The sequence below is a fragment of the Psychroflexus halocasei genome (genome assembly GCF_900107595.1).
GTDB classification, from domain to species: Bacteria; Bacteroidota; Bacteroidia; order Flavobacteriales; family Flavobacteriaceae; genus Psychroflexus; species Psychroflexus halocasei.
In genome coordinates, this window is the sequence record NZ_FNQF01000012.1 from 16,691 (window position 1) to 36,919 (window position 20,229).

The following is a 20,229-nucleotide window of genomic DNA, read 5'->3' on the forward strand; positions in this document are numbered from 1 at the left end:
AATATTTCTACATCTAAAAATTTGATTTTAAAAGCCTTAAAAAAGACGTTATCTTTGTCACTTATTTAACACACAACACATGACAGCTTTAGAAGCCATTACTCCTATTGATGGGCGTTACGCCTCAAAAACAAATTCATTAAGTCCCTTTTTTAGCGAAAGTGCTTTAATCAAATATCGCTTGCGTATTGAAATTGAATACTTCATTTCTCTTTGCGAACTTCCGCTTCCTCAGCTCAAAGATTTTGATAAAAATTTATATGATGACTTAAGAAACATCTACCAAAATTTTACACTAGAAGATGCTAAAAAAATTAAATCAATTGAAGCTGTCACCAATCACGATGTTAAAGCTGTTGAGTATTTCATTAAAGAAAAAATGGATGAGCTCGGACTGAAGGATTCCAAAGAGTTTATTCATTTTGGCTTGACCTCACAAGACATCAACAACACAGCGGTTCCTTTGAGTTTAAAAGAAGCGCTTTCAGAAGTTTATTTAAAAGATTTAGAAGAACTTATTTCTAAATTAAAAAGCTTGAGTGATGATTGGAAAGGAATTCCAATGTTAGCCAGAACGCATGGACAGCCTGCCTCTCCTACCCGATTAGGGAAAGAAATACAAGTTTTTATCACACGCTTAGAAGAGCAACTTAAAACTTTAGAAGCTACTCCAATCGCTGCCAAATTTGGTGGAGCAACAGGAAATTTCAACGCACATGTTGTTGCTTATCCTGATATTGACTGGCAAGCTTTTGGTCAAAACTTTGTTGAAAAAAGTTTAGGAATAAAACACTCATTCCCGACAACTCAAATAGAACATTACGATCATATTGCGGGTGTTTTTGATGCTTTAAAACGCATCAATACAATTATTCTTGATTTGAATAAAGATATGTGGACGTACATTTCCATGGATTATTTCAAACAAAAAATCAAAAAAGGCGAAGTCGGTTCATCTGCAATGCCACATAAAGTTAATCCGATTGATTTTGAAAATTCAGAAGGAAACCTCGGTATCGCAAATGCTATTTATGAACATTTATCAGCTAAGTTACCTATTAGCCGATTACAGCGTGATTTGACTGATAGCACTGTCTTAAGAAATATTGGCGTACCGATGGCGCATAGCATTATCGGTTTTAAATCAAGCTTAAAAGGTTTGAATAAACTCTTATTAAATGAGGCTAAAATCAATCAAGATTTAGAACAAAATTGGGCAGTTGTAGCTGAAGCTATTCAAACAATTTTAAGACGTGAAGCTTATCCAAACCCTTATGAAGCTTTAAAAGGATTGACTCGTACAAATACAGCAATGACACAAAAAAGCATTCATGATTTTATTGAAACATTAGAAGTTTCTAATGACATCAAAAATGAATTGAAACAAATTACGCCACAAAATTACACTGGACTTTAATGGCAAAAGTAAGCGCATGGATATCAGCTGCAAGACCTCGCACCCTACCGCTCTCCGTTGCAGGAATTTTGGTAGGTGCAGCAACGGCTGCCATTGAAAATAGTTATAATAATTTAGTCTTTTGGCTAGCCATTTTAACCACTTTAGTTTTACAAATTTTATCAAATTTTGCTAATGATTACGGAGACGGTGTGAAAGGTACAGATAATCATGAGCGTTTAGGTCCACAACGTGCTTTACAAAGTGGTGCTTTAACTGATAAAGTTCTTAAAAAAGGAATTATTGTAACGGTATTTATATGCTTGCTTTCTGCTTTAGCTTTAATTTATTCTGCTTTTGGAAAAGAAGACTTCTTAAGTTCTGTTTTCTTTTTCTTCCTTGGCGTTGCTTCAATAGCGGCAGCTATTAAATACACTGTTGGGAATTCAGCTTACGGTTATCGAGGTTTAGGCGATTTATTTGTTTTTATATTCTTTGGATTGGTGAGTGTTATTGGCTCAAATTACTTAATGACAAAATCCATTGATTTTTGGTTAATTCTTCCTGCGACAAGTATTGGTTTATTGAGTAGCGCTGTCTTGAACCTCAATAATATGCGTGATGAAAATAGCGACAGAAATGCTAATAAAAATACTTTAGTTGTGATGCTCGGAAAAGTTAAAGCCAAAATTTATCATTTCTCTCTGATTATCATCGCCTTTTTAAGTTTGATGATTTACGGAGTCTATAAATTTGAAAATCAACTTCAGTTTCTTTGCTTTATTGGTTTTGTGCCTTTATTTATTCACTTAAGAAAAGTGGCGAATTATTCGCATCCACAAAGTTTAGACCCAGAACTCAAAAAAGTTGCTTTAAGCACTTTCGCCATTGCTATATTGATGTTGATCACACAAATATTTAATTTTTAAGATTTCCAAAAAAATATATTCCTAGAGATGTCGTATCTTGTGGAAAACAATTTTTTTATATGGATTATAAAGCAAAAATGTTACGTGATGACGCCCTGAAAGGTAAAACAATTTTAGTCACTGGTGGTGGCTCAGGCCTTGGTAAATCAATGTCAAAATATTTTTTAGAAATCGGTGCAAAAGTGATTATCACCTCCCGAAATCTTGATAAACTTAAAAATACAGCCAAAGAGCTAGAGAAAGAAACTAACGGCACATGCATCCCTTTACAATGTGATGTGAGACATTATGATCAAGTTGAAAAAATGCTAGAAGAGGCTCATCAAAGAGTTGATTCTATTGATGTCCTACTCAATAATGCCGCAGGAAATTTTATTTCACCAACCGAACGTTTGTCATCAAACGCTTTTGACACAATTATCGACATAGTTTTAAAAGGTTCAAAAAACTGCACCTTGGCATTAGGAAAACATTGGATTGAGAAGAAAGAGGAAAATAAAACTGTTTTAAATATTGTCACAACTTATGCTTACACAGGTTCTGCTTATGTTGTGCCAAGCGCTACAGCAAAAGCTGGCGTATTAGCGATGACAAGATCTCTTGCTGTGGAATGGGCAAAATATGGTATTAGATTTAACGCCATTGCACCAGGTCCTTTTCCTACAAAAGGTGCTTGGGATCGCTTATTACCAGGCGAGTTGAAAGATAAATTTGATCTTGCTAAGAAAGTTCCTCTAAAACGCGTTGGTGATCATCAAGAATTAGCAAATTTAGCTGCTTATTTAGTATCTGATTTTGCACATTATCTTAATGGTGAAGTCATCACAATCGATGGAGGCGAATGGCTAAAAGGCGCAGGACAATTCAATTTACTCGAACAAATCCCAACCGAAATGTGGGACATGCTCGAGGAAATGATAAAAGCCAAAAAATCTAAATAAGATTTCTTTTCTTTAAATCGGTTTGTTTACAAAAATAAACCGATTTTTTTATTTCAGTTGCCATCAGTTTGTCATCTTTTACAATTGGCACTTCTTTTCGAAAATCTAGAATTAATTTTTCTATTGCGTCAGAAGATTTTTCTTTTCTAAAGTACAAAGCTTGTGAAGCATTAAAGAGCTCAATTCCTAAAACTGTATAAACATTTTCAACAACTTTCAATAATTTAGTCGCAGAATTTGCTCCCATACTCACATGATCTTCTTGCCCGTTTGAAGAGACAATCGAATCAATACTCGCTGGCGTACAATATTGTTTATTCTGACTGACAATACTTGCCGCTGTGTATTGCGGAATCATGAAACCACTGTTTAAACCTGGTTTTTCAACTAAAAACGCAGGTAATTCTCTTAAACCTGACACCAATTGATAGGTTCTTCTTTCAGAAATATTAGCGATTTCAGCCAAAGCCATCGCCAGATAATCCATTGGTAAAGCAATTGGTTGTCCGTGGAAATTTCCTCCTGATATAATTTTATTTTCATCAACAAAAATATTCGGGTTATCTGTGACGCTGTTAATTTCAACTTCAACCGTTTTTTTTACAAAATCAAAAGTATCTTTTGAAGCGCCATGAACTTGAGGAATACACCTAAATGAATATGGATCTTGCACATGTTTTTTTGGTGCATTCGCCAAAGGACTTTTTTCTCTTAATTTTAAAATACGCCGTGCTGTTTCAACCTGACCTTTATGTGGTCTCACTTGGTGAACCAAAGCATCAAAAGGAGATAAATTACAATCAAAACCTTCTTGTGAAACAGCAGAAATAACATCGCCTAAATCAATTAGTTTTTCAGCTTGAATTAACGCATAAACAGCATGTGCACTCATAAACTGAGTTCCATTAAGCAATGCCAAGCCTTCTTTAGATTGAAGTTCTAAAGCTTTTAAACCATGAGATTTTAAAACCTCAGTTGAAGTTTTTATTTCACCATTAACTCTAACTTCACCTTCTCCTAAAAGAGGTAATGATAAATGTGCCAAAGGCGCTAAATCTCCAGAAGCACCCAACGATCCTTGAGAAAATACAACTGGAAGAATATCGTGATTATAAAAGTAAATCAAACGCTCAACAACTTCAAGGCTGATGCCTGAATGTCCGTAACTCAAAGATTGAATTTTGAGCAACAACATCAATTTAACAATCACTTCATCAATTTCATTTCCAGTTCCGCACGCGTGTGATAAAACGAGATTGCGCTGTAATTCTGATAATTTTTCAGAAGAAATCTGGATATTGTAAAGCGAACCAAAACCTGTATTGATACCGTAAAGTGCTTCAGATTTAACAGCCTCATTATTGTCTAAATAATGTCTTGCTTTCTGAATTGCTGCTTTAGACTCTTCACTTAGAGCTAATTTTTGTTCAGAATATATGATTGATGCGATTTTATCAATACTTAAATGTGACGCGTTGATATGATGAATAGCCATGTTAGAATTTTCAAATTTGCACGAAATTAAGCATTTTTTTAAGAATGTTTATCCTTCGGTTTCATAAAAAGTATTCCCTAAATAATCAATAAGATCAGATGCAATTAATGAATTTACTGAAAATTTATCGACGTACAAATCAGCTGACAAGCCATGTAAATAAACGCCCAAAATACTAGCCTGAAGCGAAGTATAACTTTGAGCTATCAGACCTGAAATAATGCCTGCCAAAACATCACCGCTTCCAGCTGTTGCTAGGCCTGCATTTCCAGTAGAATTCATGTAAACTTTATCATGATAAATTACTTTCGTAAAAGCTTCTTTAACAACTAATATACAATCATGTTTTTTAGAAAATGATTTTGCTTTATCAAGCATTTCAAAGCTATTACTCCACTCGCCTATCAATCTTTTCAATTCGCCAATATGTGGTGTTAACACTGATTTCGCTGGTAAAAGTTGTAATAAATCTTTGTTTTGAGAAATTAAATTCAATCCGTCTGCATCGATCAAAATGGGTTTTTCTGTTTTCTCTAAATAATTTTTTAAAGCAGAAAAAGCATTTTCAGAAGTGCCAACTCCCATACCGATACCTATAGTTTGATACGAAAAATCAAATTCTTGATAAGCAATAAAATTTTCATGATCTGATTCAATTGTCATCGCTTCTGGTAAAGTAATATTAAGCATTTCCACAGCTTTTGGTGGACATAAAATTGTCAACTTTCCAACACCAGAACGCATTGCAGCTTTAGCACTAAGCATCACACTACCAAACATTCCTTTTTGTCCGCCAACTAAAACTAAATGTCCGTAAGTTCCTTTATGACTAAAGGTTTCACGTTTTTTAAAAATAGATTTAATAAATTTTTGATCAATATAATTATATTCAGATTTAAGATGATGTTTTTGAAGCAAACCGATGTCTAAAATTTTCATTTCTCCAACTTTATTTCCAAAGTCAGAGAATAGAAAACTTAGTTTTGGTGCGTGAAATGTGAGTGTCAAATCAGCATTAAAAACAACATCCTTTTTTTGATTAGCTTGATGCGCATACAACCCAGAAGGACAATCAATCGCAACTTTGTATGCTTCTGTTTTGTTTAAAAAAGAAATAACTTCTTGAACAAAATTGGGCAGTTCACGATTTAAACCGACACCGAAAATAGCATCAATCACTACAGGATTATTTTCAAAATCAGGTAATTCTTTAGCTTCAGAAACTTCTTGAATTGTGATTTCATCTTCTAAGATATCATAATTCAACTGAGCATCATGACTCAAGTTATCAGCATATTTTAATATAAAAACTTCAACATTAAAACCTTGGTCTAAAAATATTTTAGCCATTGCAAATCCATCACCAGCATTATTACCAATACCACAAAATAAATAGATTTTCTGATTTTCATCAAGCTGCTCTAAAAGCAGATCACTCGCTTTTTCTGCAGCAGTTTGCATGAGTTGATGTGAACTAATTTGTTTTTCCTTAATTGTTAGTTGGTCTAATTCTGAAAGTTGATCTGGCGAATATATTTTCATTGTTTTAAAGTCTTCAATTCTTAAATACAATTTAGCAAAAAACCTAGAGCTATTAGGCTTAAAAGGCTAAATTTGCAAAAAACGAATACAATGAAAACAACAGCATTAAATCATATTCATAAAGAATTAGGAGCTAAGATGGTTCCATTTGCAGGTTACGAAATGCCTGTCTCATACGAAGGTGTTAACGCAGAACACGAAACTGTACGCGAGAAAGTTGGTGTCTTTGATGTTTCTCATATGGGTGAATTTTTTATTGAAGGAAAAGAAGCTCTCGATTTACTACAAAAAGTTTGCTCCAACGATGCGAGTAAACTTGTTGATGGAAAAGCACAATATACTTGTATGCCAAATGAAACTGGCGGTATTGTTGACGATTTGATCATCTATCGTTTTTCTGAAGAAAAATATTTGATGGTGGTTAACGCTTCTAACATCGAAAAAGATTTCGCTTGGATTACAAAACACAATACTTTTGACGCACAAGTCATAAACCGATCAGACGAATATAGTTTGTTAGCTGTTCAAGGCCCAAAAGCTGTTGAAGCAATGCAGTCTTTAGCAAAAATTGATTTATCAGCAATCAAATTTTATCACTTTGAAGTTGGAGAATTTGCTGGCGCACAAGATGTGATCATTTCAGGTACTGGATATACAGGTAGCGGCGGATTTGAAATTTATTTCAAAAACGAAGATGCTGAGCAAATTTGGAATAAAGTTTTTGAAGCTGGTAAAGATTTTGGCATTAAACCTATCGGTTTAGCAGCACGTGATACTCTGCGTTTAGAAATGGGTCTATGTTTATACGGAAATGATATTGACGAAACAACATCTCCTATTGAAGCAAAATTAGGTTGGATTACAAAATTTACTAAAGATTTTGTCAATGCTGAAGCTTTAAAAGCTGAAAAAGAAGTTGGCTCAAAAAGAAAACTCATTGCTTTTGAATTGAAAGGAAAAGGAATTCCGCGTCAAGGTTATGACATTTTAAATGTTGACGGAGAAAAAATCGGTCATGTCACTTCAGGCACAATGTCACCAAGTCTTAAAAAAGCAATTGGTTTAGGTTATGTTGAAACCGCTTACAGCAAACTTGAAACACCGATTCAGATTCAAATTCGTAAGAAAGCTGTTGATGCAGAGATCGTTAAACCGCCTTTTTACAAAAAATAGTTTAAGATTACAGACAAAAAGAAAATACTGATTTTAGGCGCTAGTGGCTTTTTAGGTGGTGAGCTTTATAGAGAGTTACATCCATATTTTGATGTTTATGGCACTTACCATACGCCAGATGAAAAGCTGCTGAAAAATCAAAAATTTATTGAATGGGATTTAGAGATAGATCCCATTCATTATATTCTCCAAGATCTGAAACCCGATATCATTATTTCTTGTCTCAAAGGGAATTTTGCAGGTCAAGTTCACGTTCACGAAAGGATTGCTGAGTTTTTATTAACCCATGAAAGCAAGCTCATTTATGTTTCTTCAGCTAATGTTTTTGATGCTTTCACCAATTATCCTTCTTATGAATATGACAAAACTTTGTCCGGAAGTGTGTACGGAAAATCAAAAATTAAAATTGAAAACACTTTAATGCGATTGCCAAACGCGCTTTTTACAATTGTTCGCCTACCGATGGTTTTCGGGTATAATTCTCCAAAAGTTAAGGAAATAAAACTGCTTTACGATCTTAATGAAGCCATTGAAGTTTTCCCGAATGTTGTCATTAATGCGACAACACATCAAAAGTTTACGCAACAAATTCATTACATTATTAATCGTGATTTAGAAGGCACCTACCATTTAGGCAGCAGTGACTTGATTCACCATAAAGAATTGATTGAAGAAATATGTGATGCCTTACAGCTTGAAGCTCCGCTTTTTAAAAACGTATATAGTTCCAACAGAGATCGTTATATTGCTGTTCTACCAAAATTTCATAACTTACCTGAGCATCTCACGATAACAATCGAAGATGTGATTTATAATTCAGTAAAAATTTAAATTTTATGGAAAAAATGTCTAAAAACGAAGTTCAAGAAAAATTAAAGAGTCTTAATAATTGGAAACTTCATGATGATGTAATCAAAAAGGAATTCACTTTTGATGATTTTAAATCTGCTTTTGCTTTTATGACGCGTGTTGCTTTTGAAGCTGAAGCATTAACGCATCACCCAAATTGGGAGAATGTTTACAACACTGTCAAAATCAGCTTAAATACGCATGATGCAGACGGAATAACTGAAAAAGATTTTGATTTGGCGGAAAAAATTGATGCTATTTATAAGTAAAAAAAGTCACTCTTAAAAGTGACTTTTTCATACTGGCCATCAAATAATTATATTCTTAAATCTCAAATCGCATTCCGATTTGGAAGTTATTTTCATCAACAAGATTATCTTTAAAAACTGGATTTAAGTTATACTGAAAGTAAAGCTGCGCACCTTCCCAACCGATATAACCGCTTAAACCATACAAAAAGTTATTGGTGTTAAAATCGCTTCGCTGTTTGATTTTAAAATGGTCTCCTCCTTCTTTATATTTTAATTTCTGCTTGTTGTGTAAATTTAAACCAACAAATCCACCTAACCCAAGTTTAAAAGCTGGTCTCGTAAAATTAGGAAGTTCAGTATCTTTTCGTTTTGAACTTGTTAATTCTAAATGTAAAGGCATAATCAAATTATCCATTCTCAGTTTAGATTTATCAAGATTTATTGCAAAGTCTTGTAACTCAGTTTGGTCTCCATTTTCAACAAAGTATTGATTATCTTCAGGTTTTAGACCATTAAATTGTAATGCCAATCCGTATCTGAACCTTAAAAAATTAGTTTCTTTAAAAACACGTGTACTCCACTGCCAACCGAATTCAAAATACCGACTTGCTGCAAATTTATAATTTGGATCTTCCATAAATTCGCCATCGTTAAAAGTGTTATTAAACCCAACCGCAAAAACCAATTTAGAGAAAGTTCGATCTTGCGCTGTTGGTTTCTTTTCCTTATCATCATCTTCGGAAGAGGAAATAGAAATTTTTAAAGTTTTTAATTCGCCTTCACTATCTTTTTGACTCACTATTCTGAGAGCGCCAACCTTCATACTATCTGTGACAGATCTCAAGTCGTCCATGTTTTCTAAAGGAACATTATTTCTTTTAGCATAGTCAGCAGAAAGTTTGGCAATTTCTTGACGGTTTTGAATATTTTCAGCTGTCAATTCAGAGGCTTCTTTTTTGAGCTGATCACTTTCAGACTTGGTGATTTCATTTGCATCATATCGCGCATCAATGGCTTTAACTTTTGCTTTTAAAGCTGAAACTTCCTCTTTTTCAATTTGATTGAGAAGCTTCTCTAAATTTTCTTGTGTTGCCAAGCTTATGCTGTCTTTTGTTGGCGTGACTTGTGCCTGAACATTGCCAATGTAAAATAGGCTCAGCACACAGAAAATAAGTGTCATTTTTTTCATCTTTCTTTGTATTTAATAAGTGTTTATAATTTGGTTAAGGCTGATTTAGCCTCCTTAAATTTTTCTTTAATGGCGAACCAGACTTTGGTTCTGAAGCTTTCATCTTCAATATCAGCATTCACTTCTGCTAAAAGTTCTTCTGCAGAAATTTCTGCTATGATTTTCTGATCTTCACTCGTCTTTAATTTTGATTGTGCTTCAGCCAATAAAATTTCAACCTCATCAATTGGAGACATGTTTTCGGCCTGAATTTCAGTTTCTACTTGCCTTAATAAAGTTTCAGCATAATTTGAAATCTTTTGAGAATTTGAAAAAGCTTGCGTTTTTGATGAAGTGATTCGGTAAATTGAAATTTTTTGTTTTGGGATTTTCACAAAAGATACACCCTGTGATTCTAATAAAAGATGCTTGTTTTGTGTTTGTTCTGTTTGCATTTCAACTTCTACAAAATTTTCATTTGCAGGAATTTTAGAATTGCTTTTTTGCGGTTCATAAAAAATATAGATCCCAAAAAATAAAACCAAGCCAACAGCAAGACCTCGAATAAAATAAAGTTTTTGAGATGATTTTTTCTTTGGTCGGTCTAATTCTTCAGTTATTTTAAACCACGCATGTTCACTAGGCTGAATTTCTCTCTCTTCCATTTGAGTTCGAATATTTTTTTCTAAATCCTTCATAAGAATCGATTTTGGGAATGATTCATTTTCTCTTTCAACATTTTTTTCGCCTTGTACAATTGTGATTTTGATGTTCCTACACTGATATTTAATAAATCTGCAATGGATTGATGCGGATACTGTTCAATAACATGTAAAACAAAAACCGTCCGGTAACCTTCTGGCAATTCATCAAGAAAATGCTGAATTTCACTCTGAGATATGCCAACTGAATCTTCAGTTTCATTAACCTGCTCCATCATAGAAAAATCATCAGTTGGAAACTCTAAACCTTTTAATTTTCTCAAAAAGTCAATAGCTTCACGAATGACAATTTGCCTCATCCAACTGAAAAATGCTTCTTCTGGACCTTTAAAATTTGACATCTTTTTAAAAACTTTGACAAAAGCCTTAGACAAAACATCTTCTGCAAACTGAATATCATTGATATACATCCGACACAAACTCAACATTTTTGGTGCAAATCGCTGATATAACTCATATTGCGCTCGGCGATCATTTCGCTTTGCTTTTTTAATAAGTTGACCGAGCTCGGTATGTAGTTTTATGATTTTCACAATTAAGCTTCTATTTATAAAGACGAAAATAAATGAATGTTGGTTGCCTGAGTGCTCAAAAAAAATATTTATTGGGTTTCTTGATCATTTAATGTGTGGTTTTTCAAATGAGATCATCTGATGTAGTTTCATATATGAGTTGGGTTATGTATTTTTGTCAAAAATTAACTTATGCTCATAATCGGTATTGCTGGTGGAACTGGTAGTGGAAAGACAACGGTTGTTAACCAAATTATTAACCAATTACAACATGATGAAGTTGATGTCATCTCCCAAGATTCTTACTACCAAGACACCTCACATTTAACCCTTGAAGAACGCGTGAAGATTAACTTTGACCACCCAAAATCAATTGATTTTGATCTTTTAGTTGAGCATCTACAAATTTTAAAAACTGGAAAATCAATAGAGCAACCTGAGTATTCATTTACAGAACATAATCGCACAAAAGAAACAATCACTACAAAACCACGTAAAGTAATGATTGTTGAAGGCATTTTGATTTTTACTCATCCGGAGATCAGAAAAATGTTTGACATCAAAATCTTTGTTCATGCAGATAGCGATGAAAGATTGATGCGCAGATTAAAAAGAGACATTGCTGAACGCGGCAGAGATTTACATGAAGTTGTCGATCGTTATAAAACAACATTAAAACCAATGCATCAACAATTTATTGAACCAACAAAAGAATATGCAGACATTATCATTCCAAATAACCGTTACAATACCGTTGCGATTGATATTGTTCAGACAATTATCAAGGAAAAATTGGTTTAATTTTGTAAATTTATACAATGAAGTTTAAGGAAATCAAACAAAAAAGATGGTTTAAAGTACTGGGGAATACTTATGTACTTGTGGGTTTGATTTTTTTAATTTGGATGCTATTTTTAGATACAAATTCATGGTTGACACATCGAGAACTCAATGCAGAAATCAATGAATTAAACAATAACAAAGCTTATTACCTCAAAGAAACTCAAAAAGATAAACAAACACTAAGCACGCTGACTGACAGTATCGAAATTGAAAGATTTGCGCGTGAAACTTACTTTATGAAAAGAAAAAATGAAGAAGTTTATATCATTGAGTACGAGGATAGTTTAAAAAACAACACATCAAAATGAGTGAAGAATTATTTAATGATTTTGAACAAATTTCTGAGAAAGCTTGGAAGCAAAAAATACAAGTTGACCTCAAAGGTTTAGATTATAACGAAACACTTGTAACATCAACGGCTGAAGGAATTGACATCAAGCCTTTTTATCATCAAGATTCGCATCAATCAATTAGTTTACCGCAAACAGATAATTGGCTCATCACCGAAAAAATCTATCTTGAAAACTACACATCTGTCAAGCAAATTGCAACAGATGTTATTGATAGAGGTGCAGAAAGCTTATGGTTAATTTTGCCAGAAGCAAATGAAGAACTCTTTGAATTACTTGATATCATCAACGCAAAAAAAGTTCCCGTTTTTATTGAGGCTTTAAAGTTTGATCGTGATTTTTTTGAAAAATTAGACCAAAAAATAAAAGCTCTTGATATTGATGTTAAGCTATGTTGCGATCCGCTCCATCACTTGGCTAAAACAGGCAACTGGATGAGTAATAAAGAAACTGATCTTAATAATTTCAGTCAATTGATTTCACTTAAAAATCTGAATCATCAGCTTTCAGTTGATGCGCGATTATATCAAAATGCAGGTGCAAACTTAACCGAAGAATTGGCCACTGCGTTATCACATCTCAATGAATATCTCAACATGATTGAATCGAGCCAAACTGAAATTAAAAAATTTCATTTGAACCTCATCGTTTCTGTAGGCTCAAACTACTTTTTTGAAATTTCAAAAATTAAGGCTTATAGGATTTTAATAGAAAGTTTAGTTGAGACTTACACTTTTGATTTAGAGATCAATATTATTGCTGAACCCACGAAACGCAATAAAAGTTTATACGATTATAATGTCAACATGCTCAGAACAACAACTGAATGTATGAGCGCAGCTCTTGGTGGTGCAGATTGGATTAACAATTTAGCTTTTGATGAAATTTATCATAAAACAAATGAGTTTGGTGAACGTATCTCACGTAATCAACTTTTGATTTTAAAAAATGAAAGTTATTTTGATAAGGTTTCAAATCCAACTGATGGGAGTTATTACATTGAAAACTTGACGCAACAACTTTCAGAAAACGCTTTAGAACTGTTTAAAAAAATAGAAAAAAATGAAGGTTTCATCGATCAACTTTTTAAGGGTCAACTCCAAAAGATGATTAAAACATCTGCCGAAATCGAAGTTTCAAAACTTGAAAATCAAGATTTCGTTATGGTTGGAACCAATAAATACGAGAATAAAGAAGATAAGATGACTCACGAGTTAGAGCTTTATCCTTTCCTAAAAAAGAAATCTCGTAAAACTTTGCTAGAGCCCATTATGGAAACTCGAATAGCGTCAAAAATTGAACAAGAAAGATTAGCACAAGAAAAATCTAATCTTTAAAAAAGAAATCATGGCACGTCACAATATTCAAGATATCACACTCAAACTTCAATCTGAAAAACAGCAAGAAGTTAAAGAAAAATCCTCAACGGCTGAAGGAATTTCGATTAAGAAAAAATATTCAGAAAAAGATTTAAAAGAAGTCAATCATTTAAATTTTGCTGCAGGAATCTCACCTTATTTACGCGGTCCGTATTCTACTATGTATGTTCGAAGACCATGGACAATTAGGCAATATGCAGGATTTTCAACAGCTGAAGAAAGTAACGCTTTTTATAGAAGAAATTTAGCCGCAGGTCAAAAAGGACTTTCTGTCGCTTTTGATTTACCAACGCATCGCGGTTACGATTCTGACCACGAACGCGTTGTTGGTGATGTTGGGAAAGCAGGTGTTGCAATTGATTCAATTGAGGACATGAAAGTGCTTTTCGATCAGATTCCGCTTGATAAAATGTCAGTTTCCATGACAATGAATGGCGCTGTTTTACCAATTATGGCTTTTTATATCGCTGCGGCTGAAGAAACTGGCGTGACACCTGAAAAGTTATCAGGGACAATTCAAAATGATATTTTGAAAGAGTTTATGGTGAGAAATACGTACATCTATCCGCCAACACCATCGATGAAAATCATTTCTGATATTTTTGAATACACATCTCAGAATATGCCTAAATTTAACAGTATCAGTATTTCTGGCTATCATATGCAAGAAGCTGGAGCTACTGCTGACATTGAGTTGGCTTACACTTTAGCCGATGGTGTTGAATATATCAAAAAAGGACTTGAAGCCGGAATGGATATCGATAAATTCGCACCCAGACTTTCATTTTTCTGGGGAATTGGAATGAATCATTTTATGGAAATCGCTAAAATGCGAGCTGCAAGAATGCTATGGGCAAAACTTGTCAAACAATTCAATCCGGAAAATCCAAAATCATTAGCTTTAAGAACACATTGTCAAACAAGTGGTTATTCTTTAACAGAGCAGGATCCGTTTAATAATGTCGCCAGAACTTGCATTGAAGCTTCAGCAGCTGCTTTCGGCGGAACGCAAAGTTTGCATACCAATGCACTTGACGAAGCCATTGCGCTCCCAACAGATTTCTCTGCGAGAATTGCAAGAAACACACAAATTTATCTTCAGGAAGAAACGCAAATCACAAAAACTGTTGATCCTTGGGCTGGTAGCTATTACGTTGAAAAACTAACTAAAGATATCGCTGATAAAGCCTGGAAGCATATTCAAGAAGTTGAAAAACTTGGAGGTATGACAGAAGCGATCGAAGCTGGTATTCCTAAACTGAGAATCGAACAAGCGGCTGCGCAAAAACAAGCAAGAATCGACAGCGGTACAGATAAAATTATCGGTGTTAACGCCTACAGACTTCCTAAAGAAGATCCGATTGTTACTCTTGAAGTTGACAACCAAAACGTTCGCCGCCAGCAACTTGAAAAACTTGATAAAATCAAAGCTGAACGCGATCAAAATAAAGTTGATGAAGCTTTAAAGAACTTAACCAAAATTGCACGTGAAGAAAAAGGAAACTTATTAGCAAGTGCCGTTGAAGCTGCAAAAGCGAGAGCAACTTTAGGCGAAATCAGTATGGCATTAGAAGAAGTTTACGGCAGACATGAAGCCAAAATCCAATCATTCAGCGGTGTATATAGTAAAGAGATGAAAACAGACGAATCATTTGAAAAAGCAAAGCAACTCGCCGATGAGTTTGCTGAAAAAGAAGGCCGACGTCCACGTATTATGATTGCTAAGATGGGTCAAGATGGGCATGATAGAGGCGCAAAAGTTGTCTCAACTGGTTATGCTGATGTTGGATTTGATGTTGATATTGGTCCACTTTTTCAAACTCCACAAGAAGCAGCAAAGCAAGCTGTAGAAAATGATGTCCATGTTTTAGGCGTTTCATCATTAGCAGCAGGACACAAAACTCTGGTTCCTGAAGTGATTGAAGAATTAAAGAAAAGAGGACGAGAAGACATCATGGTTATTGTTGGCGGTGTCATTCCTTCAGCTGATTATGAATATTTATTTAATGCTGGCGCAGTTGCTGTTTTTGGTCCTGGTAGTAAAATCAGTGATGCTGCAATACAAATTCTCGAAATTTTAAATGATTCATTTTAAAAAATCATTTTTTAGTCATCAAAAAACGGATTGACTTTTTAGATCAATCCGTTTTTTGTTTTTCTATATATAAAACTATCTCATAATCTTTACCAAGAGTTCCTTGAGTAAATCACCTTGTGGGATTTGATGTGCTCCAACGCCCTTCCCTTTTAAATCTATCATTTTAATATGATGAATATTTTGTGTGGCCTGACGTAAAGAGTAAAAAGTAGAGGCCTTATTATATTCATCAGCGAAAAATGGATGAATACCCAAGACTTTAGCAATGTTTCCTTTTGATCTATCTTTTAAGGCATGATATTTTACGATTTTTTGAAAGTAAGCGTAAAGTTGTGCTGTTGTTAAAAGCAAAGGATTATTCTTCGGATTTTGAGCAAAGTAGTTTATAATTTTAAAAGCCTTAGTTTCATCCCTCATCCCTATTGCTTTTGTGAGCTCAAAATTGTTGTAATCTTTACTGATACCAATATTTTCCTCAATAATTTCAGGCGTAATGCGTGTTCCTGGCTCACAAATGCTTTGTATTTTCTCCAATTCTTTTTGAATGTGAGATAAATTCACACCAAGAAATTCGACCAGCATCATTGATGCTTTTGGTTCGATCGTATAACCTGCAGAATGCATGGATTGTGAAATCCATTCAGGCACTTGATTATCATAAATTGTTTTGGTTTGATAAAAAACAAAATTCTTTTTTAATAATTTAACTGCTTTTTTACGTGCATCAGCCTTTTTATATTTTACCACAAAAACAAGAATAGTAGTTGGCTGAGGATTCTCAAGGTAAGAGACCAAATCATCAATTTGCTTTAATAAATTCTGAGCTTCTCTGATAATAACAACTTGATGTTCAGCCATCATCGGGAAACGTTTTGCACTAGCGACAACTTCGTCCATTGTCACATCCTTTCCGTACAAAACACTTTGATTAAAAGCTTTTTCATCTTCAGATAAAACAGTTTCTTCTATCGTGTCAGCAATTTTATCAACAAAAAAAGTTTCGTTTTCTCCAACCAAAAAATAGACAGGTTTGAAGTTTTTTTGCTTAATATCTTTGATGATTTTGGAAGATTCTTTCATAGGATGAAATCACTTTAAAAATGAAATTATTTAGTAGTTTTGGCGCATGCAAGTTTTAAATTTTCCCGCATATCACTTCGACCTCAAAAGTAATGAAAATAATAAGTTTATTTTTTCAAGACTCAGAAAAAAGTATTTACATTTTACACCAGAAGAATGGGTGAGACAGCATTGCGTTCAATATTTAGTCAAAGAAAAAAACTTTTCCATCAATTTACTCAATGAAGAGAAACAAGTGATGATCAATGGCATGTCTAAGCGTTATGATTTGGTTGGCTATCAGCCCAACGGAAAAATACGTTTACTAGTTGAATGCAAAGCACCTTCAGTTAAAATCACACAAGATACTTTTGATCAGATTGCGAGATACAACATGATATTAAAAGCAGATTACTTGATGGTCACTAACGGTATTCAGCATTATTATTGCCAAATTGATTATGAAAAAGAAACTTATATTTTCTTAAGAAGTTTACCAGATTTTAAATCTTTAAGAAAATGAAAACAGCTGTCGTTATTCTTAATTGGAACGGACGAAAACTATTGAAAGAGTTTTTACCTTCAGTTGTTTCTCACTCACAAGAAGCCAAAATATATGTGATTGATAATGCGTCAACTGATGATTCTGTCTTATTTCTAAAAAAAGAATTTCCACAGGTTCATATTATTGAAAATCAGGAAAATTATGGTTTTGCTGAAGGTTATAATCATGGACTAAAACATGTTAAAGAAAAATATTGGATTCTTTTAAACAGCGATGTTGAAGTCACGCCAAACTGGATTACATCTCTCATTAAAACTTTAGAATCCTCACCAAACATTGCAGCAGTTCAGCCAAAAATTAAATCTTATTTAGAAAAAAATAAATTTGAATACGCAGGAGCAGCCGGTGGTTTGTTAGACAAGTTGGCCTATCCTTATTGTCGAGGTCGAATATTTGACGTTATTGAAGAAGACCAACAACAATATGATGAAAACTGTAGAATTATGTGGGCAAGCGGTGCATGCTTTGCCGTGAAGAAAGAAATCTATGAAAATCTAGGTGGTTTTGATGAAGATTATTTTGCACATCAGGAAGAAATTGATTTGTGCTGGCGGATGCATAATTTTGGTTTCGAAATTTGGTACACCTTTGAAAGTGAGGTATTTCACCTAGGCGGTGGTACTTTAAACTACAATAACCCTAGAAAGACTTACCTGAATTTTAGAAACTCACTTTACAACATTATTAAAAACACACCTAAGCATACAAATTTTCTTATTTTACAACGATTTATGCTTGATGTTTTAGCGAGTCTTAAATTTCTTTTTGCTTTCCAAATAAAAAATTTCTTTACTGTTTACAAAGCTTATTTCAGTATGATACTGAATTTCAACAAGATGAAAAACAAGAGAAAAAATACTTTTAGTGATGTTAAATATTATAATACGAAAAGTATAGTTTGGCATAGATATTTCAAAAGAAGAAAGCACGAAAGCAGTATTAAATAAAAAAATTGTTAATATCAGTATTAATGCTGTCTAGAGTCATATTTTTGTTAATCAATAAATTTAAAATTAGAATCTCATGAAAAAATTAATTGGCATTGGATTATTTGCCGTATTACTAATGGGAACTTCATGTGTGTCGAACAAGAAGTATTCACAACTTGAAGAAGACCTGAAGAAAACCGAAAATGATTTAAAATCGGCTGAAATGGCTCTGAGCGTTTGTGAAGAGAAAAAAGCAAGTTTTAAAGATCAAGTGAACACCTTAAAAAACACTAATGCTGCCTTGTTAAATAGCCAAGGGGATTTAGCATCATTATCAAAGAAAGGTGCTGAAAACTTGGAGCGTTCGTTAGAAAGTATCCAAGAAAAAGATTTACAGATCAAAACTATGCGTGATGCAATTAATAAAAAGGATAGTGTCACTTTAGCGCTTGTTACAAGTCTTAAAGGAGCTCTAGACGATGTAAATGATGAAGACATTGAAATTAGTGTTGAAAAAGGAGTTGTTTTTGTTTCTATTTCTGACAAGCTTCTTTTCGGAAGTGGAAGTTATAAAATCACTAGTGATGCAAAACGTGTTTTAGGGAAAGTTGCAAAAGTTGTCAAGGACAAATCAGACTTTGACTTTATGGTTGAAGGACATACTGATAATGTGCCGATTTCAAGAGAGTGCTTTGAAGATAACTGGGATTTAAGTACTAAACGTGCAACTGCAGTTGTAAGATTATTACAAAACGATTACAACGTTGATCCTAAACGTATGACTGCTGCAGGACGTAGTGAATATTTACCTGTTGCAAGTAATGACTCCAAAACAGGTCGTGCTAAAAACAGAAGAACACGAATCGTTGTTTTACCTAAATTAGATCAGTTTTTTGGAATGATTGAAGAAGGTATGAAGAACGCTGAATAATTAAAGTTCTATAGATATTTTAAAAAAGTTGCACTTTTCAAAGTGCAACTTTTTTTATTTTATTTATCTAAATAAATCTTGCGTAAATAAATAAAAAGATTAACTTTGCAACCGCAAATTAAGGTCGCATAGCTCAGCTGGATAGAGCACCTGCCTTCTAAGCAGGCGGTCCCAGGTTCGAATCCTGGTGCGATCACAAGAGAACAAACACAAGCCACTGATAATCAGTGGCTTTCTTGTTTTTAAAAAGCAATATGTGTCGCCTTTTATTGTTAACTATCTTACAACATCAGATAATTTATGAAACGCTATTTTGAAATTATTAGTTGATCTAAATTTATTTCATATATTTTCTATTGAACACCTCCTTACTCTAAACTAGTTATCTTGTTTTATACCATTATTTTGGCATGTTAAAGTCGAGTGATTTTGTTTTTTTGAATATCTAAAACTGACTTTATCACACAAATTAAAATAGCTTTAGTTATTGGTATATGACGTGATGAAACTTAAGGCTTACTCAATTAAAGTAGTTATAACAATATCAAGATTGAGTCAGTTAATAGGCCGATTTTGTAGAGTAATGATTTATCGAAAATGAAAATCAATTGAAGTCGTCAAAAATCATTTTGTTCTTGATATTGCTCTTTATACTTTTGTACCCTTTTATATCTTTTTGGCGCTTTTTTTATTTCTTCAATTTTTCGATTTTAGATGTTATTATTAGGTTTGAGCTCAGATTGATTTTTAAAATACTGGGCAATGGTTTTGTATATGGTTAGTAGCGTTTAAATTAGCAATTATTTTTCGGTTGAGTACAAGCCAAATTTTACTATTTATCTTTTTATTGGAAAGTTGTCTCTAGAAGTGTAATGATAAAAATTTGGCGACTTCCAAATATGCCCTAACTTCGATTAGTCAACTAATGAGCTATATACGTTGTTCTATGCAGTTATTTTAGCAGTCTGAATGAATTTATAAAGGAATCTGCGTTTTTATCATTTCTAAGTTCAAGTAATAAGTGCAAAATTAATATTTAAAACTCTTGGGGCTAGCCCCAAGAGTTTTAGGACGAATTGTTATATTAATCTTGCATG

The 20,229-nt window shown here is 33.5% G+C and carries 19 protein-coding genes and 1 tRNA gene; 14 read left to right on the forward strand and 6 right to left on the reverse strand.

Translation table 11 applies throughout. The features are described 5' to 3' along the window. Window positions 1-79: 79 nt before the first annotated feature. The 3 genes from purB to BLV84_RS11520 are packed head-to-tail and all read left to right on the forward strand — an operon-like array spanning window position 80 to window position 3,266. Window positions 80-1,417 (forward strand): adenylosuccinate lyase, encoded by a 1,338-nt coding sequence (gene purB / locus BLV84_RS11510; protein WP_093245691.1) that lies wholly within the window; start codon window positions 80-82, stop codon window positions 1,415-1,417. Further along, complete coding sequence (menA, locus tag BLV84_RS11515) at window positions 1,417-2,325, forward strand: 1,4-dihydroxy-2-naphthoate octaprenyltransferase (protein ID WP_093245700.1); 909 nt, start codon at window positions 1,417-1,419, stop codon at window positions 2,323-2,325. Before purB ends, menA begins: the two co-directional genes overlap by 1 nt. Before the next feature lie 59 nt (window positions 2,326-2,384). After that, complete coding sequence (locus tag BLV84_RS11520) at window positions 2,385-3,266, forward strand: SDR family oxidoreductase (RefSeq protein ID WP_093245705.1); 882 nt, start codon at window positions 2,385-2,387, stop codon at window positions 3,264-3,266. On the opposite strand, the gene hutH is transcribed toward BLV84_RS11520, so the two are convergent. Further along, window positions 3,259-4,761, reverse strand: a complete 1,503-nt coding sequence (hutH, locus tag BLV84_RS11525; protein ID WP_093245710.1) for a histidine ammonia-lyase — start codon at window positions 4,759-4,761, stop codon at window positions 3,259-3,261. The genes BLV84_RS11520 and hutH overlap by 8 nt on opposite strands. Before the next feature lie 48 nt (window positions 4,762-4,809). Then, the gene (locus BLV84_RS11530) at window positions 4,810-6,303 is read right to left on the reverse strand and encodes an NAD(P)H-hydrate dehydratase (RefSeq protein ID WP_143521361.1); all 1,494 of its coding nucleotides are present in this window, start codon (window positions 6,301-6,303) and stop codon (window positions 4,810-4,812) included. 90 nt (window positions 6,304-6,393) lie between these two features. Between BLV84_RS11530 and gcvT the strand changes: the two genes are divergently transcribed. The 3 genes from gcvT to BLV84_RS11545 are packed head-to-tail and all read left to right on the forward strand — an operon-like array spanning window position 6,394 to window position 8,594. Beyond that, window positions 6,394-7,476, forward strand: a complete 1,083-nt coding sequence (gene gcvT / locus BLV84_RS11535; RefSeq protein ID WP_093245719.1) for a glycine cleavage system aminomethyltransferase GcvT — start codon at window positions 6,394-6,396, stop codon at window positions 7,474-7,476. Window positions 7,477-7,506: 30 nt separating this feature from the next. Next, complete coding sequence (locus tag BLV84_RS11540) at window positions 7,507-8,307, forward strand: sugar nucleotide-binding protein (protein ID WP_317041023.1); 801 nt, start codon at window positions 7,507-7,509, stop codon at window positions 8,305-8,307. A 5-nt stretch (window positions 8,308-8,312) separates the two neighbouring features. Further along, a complete protein-coding gene (locus tag BLV84_RS11545; RefSeq protein ID WP_093245728.1) occupies window positions 8,313-8,594 on the forward strand; it encodes a 4a-hydroxytetrahydrobiopterin dehydratase in 282 nt (93 codons plus the stop codon). A gap of 55 nt (window positions 8,595-8,649) precedes the next feature. Here the strand turns inward: BLV84_RS11545 and BLV84_RS11550 are convergent, their stop codons facing one another. Genes BLV84_RS11550 through BLV84_RS11560 form a run of 3 tightly spaced genes read right to left on the reverse strand, consistent with a single transcriptional unit; the run spans window position 8,650 to window position 10,999 of the window. Continuing rightward, a complete protein-coding gene (locus tag BLV84_RS11550; RefSeq protein WP_093245733.1) occupies window positions 8,650-9,765 on the reverse strand; it encodes a coiled-coil domain-containing protein in 1,116 nt (371 codons plus the stop codon). 23 nt (window positions 9,766-9,788) lie between these two features. Further along, a complete protein-coding gene (locus BLV84_RS11555; RefSeq protein ID WP_093245737.1) occupies window positions 9,789-10,442 on the reverse strand; it encodes a hypothetical protein in 654 nt (217 codons plus the stop codon). Continuing rightward, complete coding sequence (locus BLV84_RS11560; protein WP_093245742.1) at window positions 10,439-10,999, reverse strand: RNA polymerase sigma factor; 561 nt, start codon at window positions 10,997-10,999, stop codon at window positions 10,439-10,441. Before BLV84_RS11560 ends, BLV84_RS11555 begins: the two co-directional genes overlap by 4 nt. Before the next feature lie 171 nt (window positions 11,000-11,170). Here BLV84_RS11560 and udk point away from each other — a divergent pair, with 171 nt between their 5' ends. From udk to scpA, 4 genes are read left to right on the forward strand one after another with little or no spacing between them, the layout of a single operon-like run. Further along, on the forward strand, window positions 11,171-11,779 hold the full coding sequence (gene udk, locus BLV84_RS11565; protein WP_093245747.1) for a uridine kinase: 609 nt from the start codon (window positions 11,171-11,173) through the stop codon (window positions 11,777-11,779). Window positions 11,780-11,796: 17 nt separating this feature from the next. Further along, on the forward strand, window positions 11,797-12,129 hold the full coding sequence (locus BLV84_RS11570) for an FtsB family cell division protein (protein ID WP_093245752.1): 333 nt from the start codon (window positions 11,797-11,799) through the stop codon (window positions 12,127-12,129). Next, a complete protein-coding gene (locus tag BLV84_RS11575) occupies window positions 12,126-13,508 on the forward strand; it encodes a methylmalonyl-CoA mutase subunit beta (protein WP_093245757.1) in 1,383 nt (460 codons plus the stop codon). Before BLV84_RS11570 ends, BLV84_RS11575 begins: the two co-directional genes overlap by 4 nt. A 10-nt stretch (window positions 13,509-13,518) precedes the next feature. Beyond that, window positions 13,519-15,645: a methylmalonyl-CoA mutase gene (scpA, locus tag BLV84_RS11580; RefSeq protein WP_093245761.1), complete on the forward strand. Its 2,127-nt coding sequence runs from the start codon at window positions 13,519-13,521 to the stop codon at window positions 15,643-15,645. 75 nt (window positions 15,646-15,720) lie between these two features. Here scpA and holA read toward each other — a convergent pair whose 3' ends face one another. Beyond that, window positions 15,721-16,728, reverse strand: a complete 1,008-nt coding sequence (gene holA, locus BLV84_RS11585) for a DNA polymerase III subunit delta (RefSeq protein ID WP_093245766.1) — start codon at window positions 16,726-16,728, stop codon at window positions 15,721-15,723. Between the two features lie 46 nt (window positions 16,729-16,774). Here holA and BLV84_RS11590 point away from each other — a divergent pair, with 46 nt between their 5' ends. From BLV84_RS11590 to BLV84_RS11605, 4 genes are all read left to right on the forward strand, one after another. Continuing rightward, the gene (locus BLV84_RS11590) at window positions 16,775-17,230 is read left to right on the forward strand and encodes a type I restriction enzyme HsdR N-terminal domain-containing protein (protein WP_093245771.1); all 456 of its coding nucleotides are present in this window, start codon (window positions 16,775-16,777) and stop codon (window positions 17,228-17,230) included. Continuing rightward, window positions 17,227-18,219 carry a glycosyltransferase family 2 protein gene (locus BLV84_RS11595; protein ID WP_093245776.1) on the forward strand — a complete coding sequence of 331 codons (993 nt, stop codon included), beginning with the start codon at window positions 17,227-17,229 and terminating at the stop codon, window positions 18,217-18,219. The genes BLV84_RS11590 and BLV84_RS11595 overlap by 4 nt, the downstream gene beginning before the upstream one ends. Before the next feature lie 76 nt (window positions 18,220-18,295). Continuing rightward, window positions 18,296-19,132 (forward strand): OmpA/MotB family protein, encoded by an 837-nt coding sequence (locus tag BLV84_RS11600; RefSeq protein ID WP_093245781.1) that lies wholly within the window; start codon window positions 18,296-18,298, stop codon window positions 19,130-19,132. A 122-nt stretch (window positions 19,133-19,254) separates the two neighbouring features. Further along, window positions 19,255-19,328: transfer RNA gene (locus BLV84_RS11605), tRNA-Arg, on the forward strand. Window positions 19,329-20,229 lie beyond the last annotated feature (901 nt).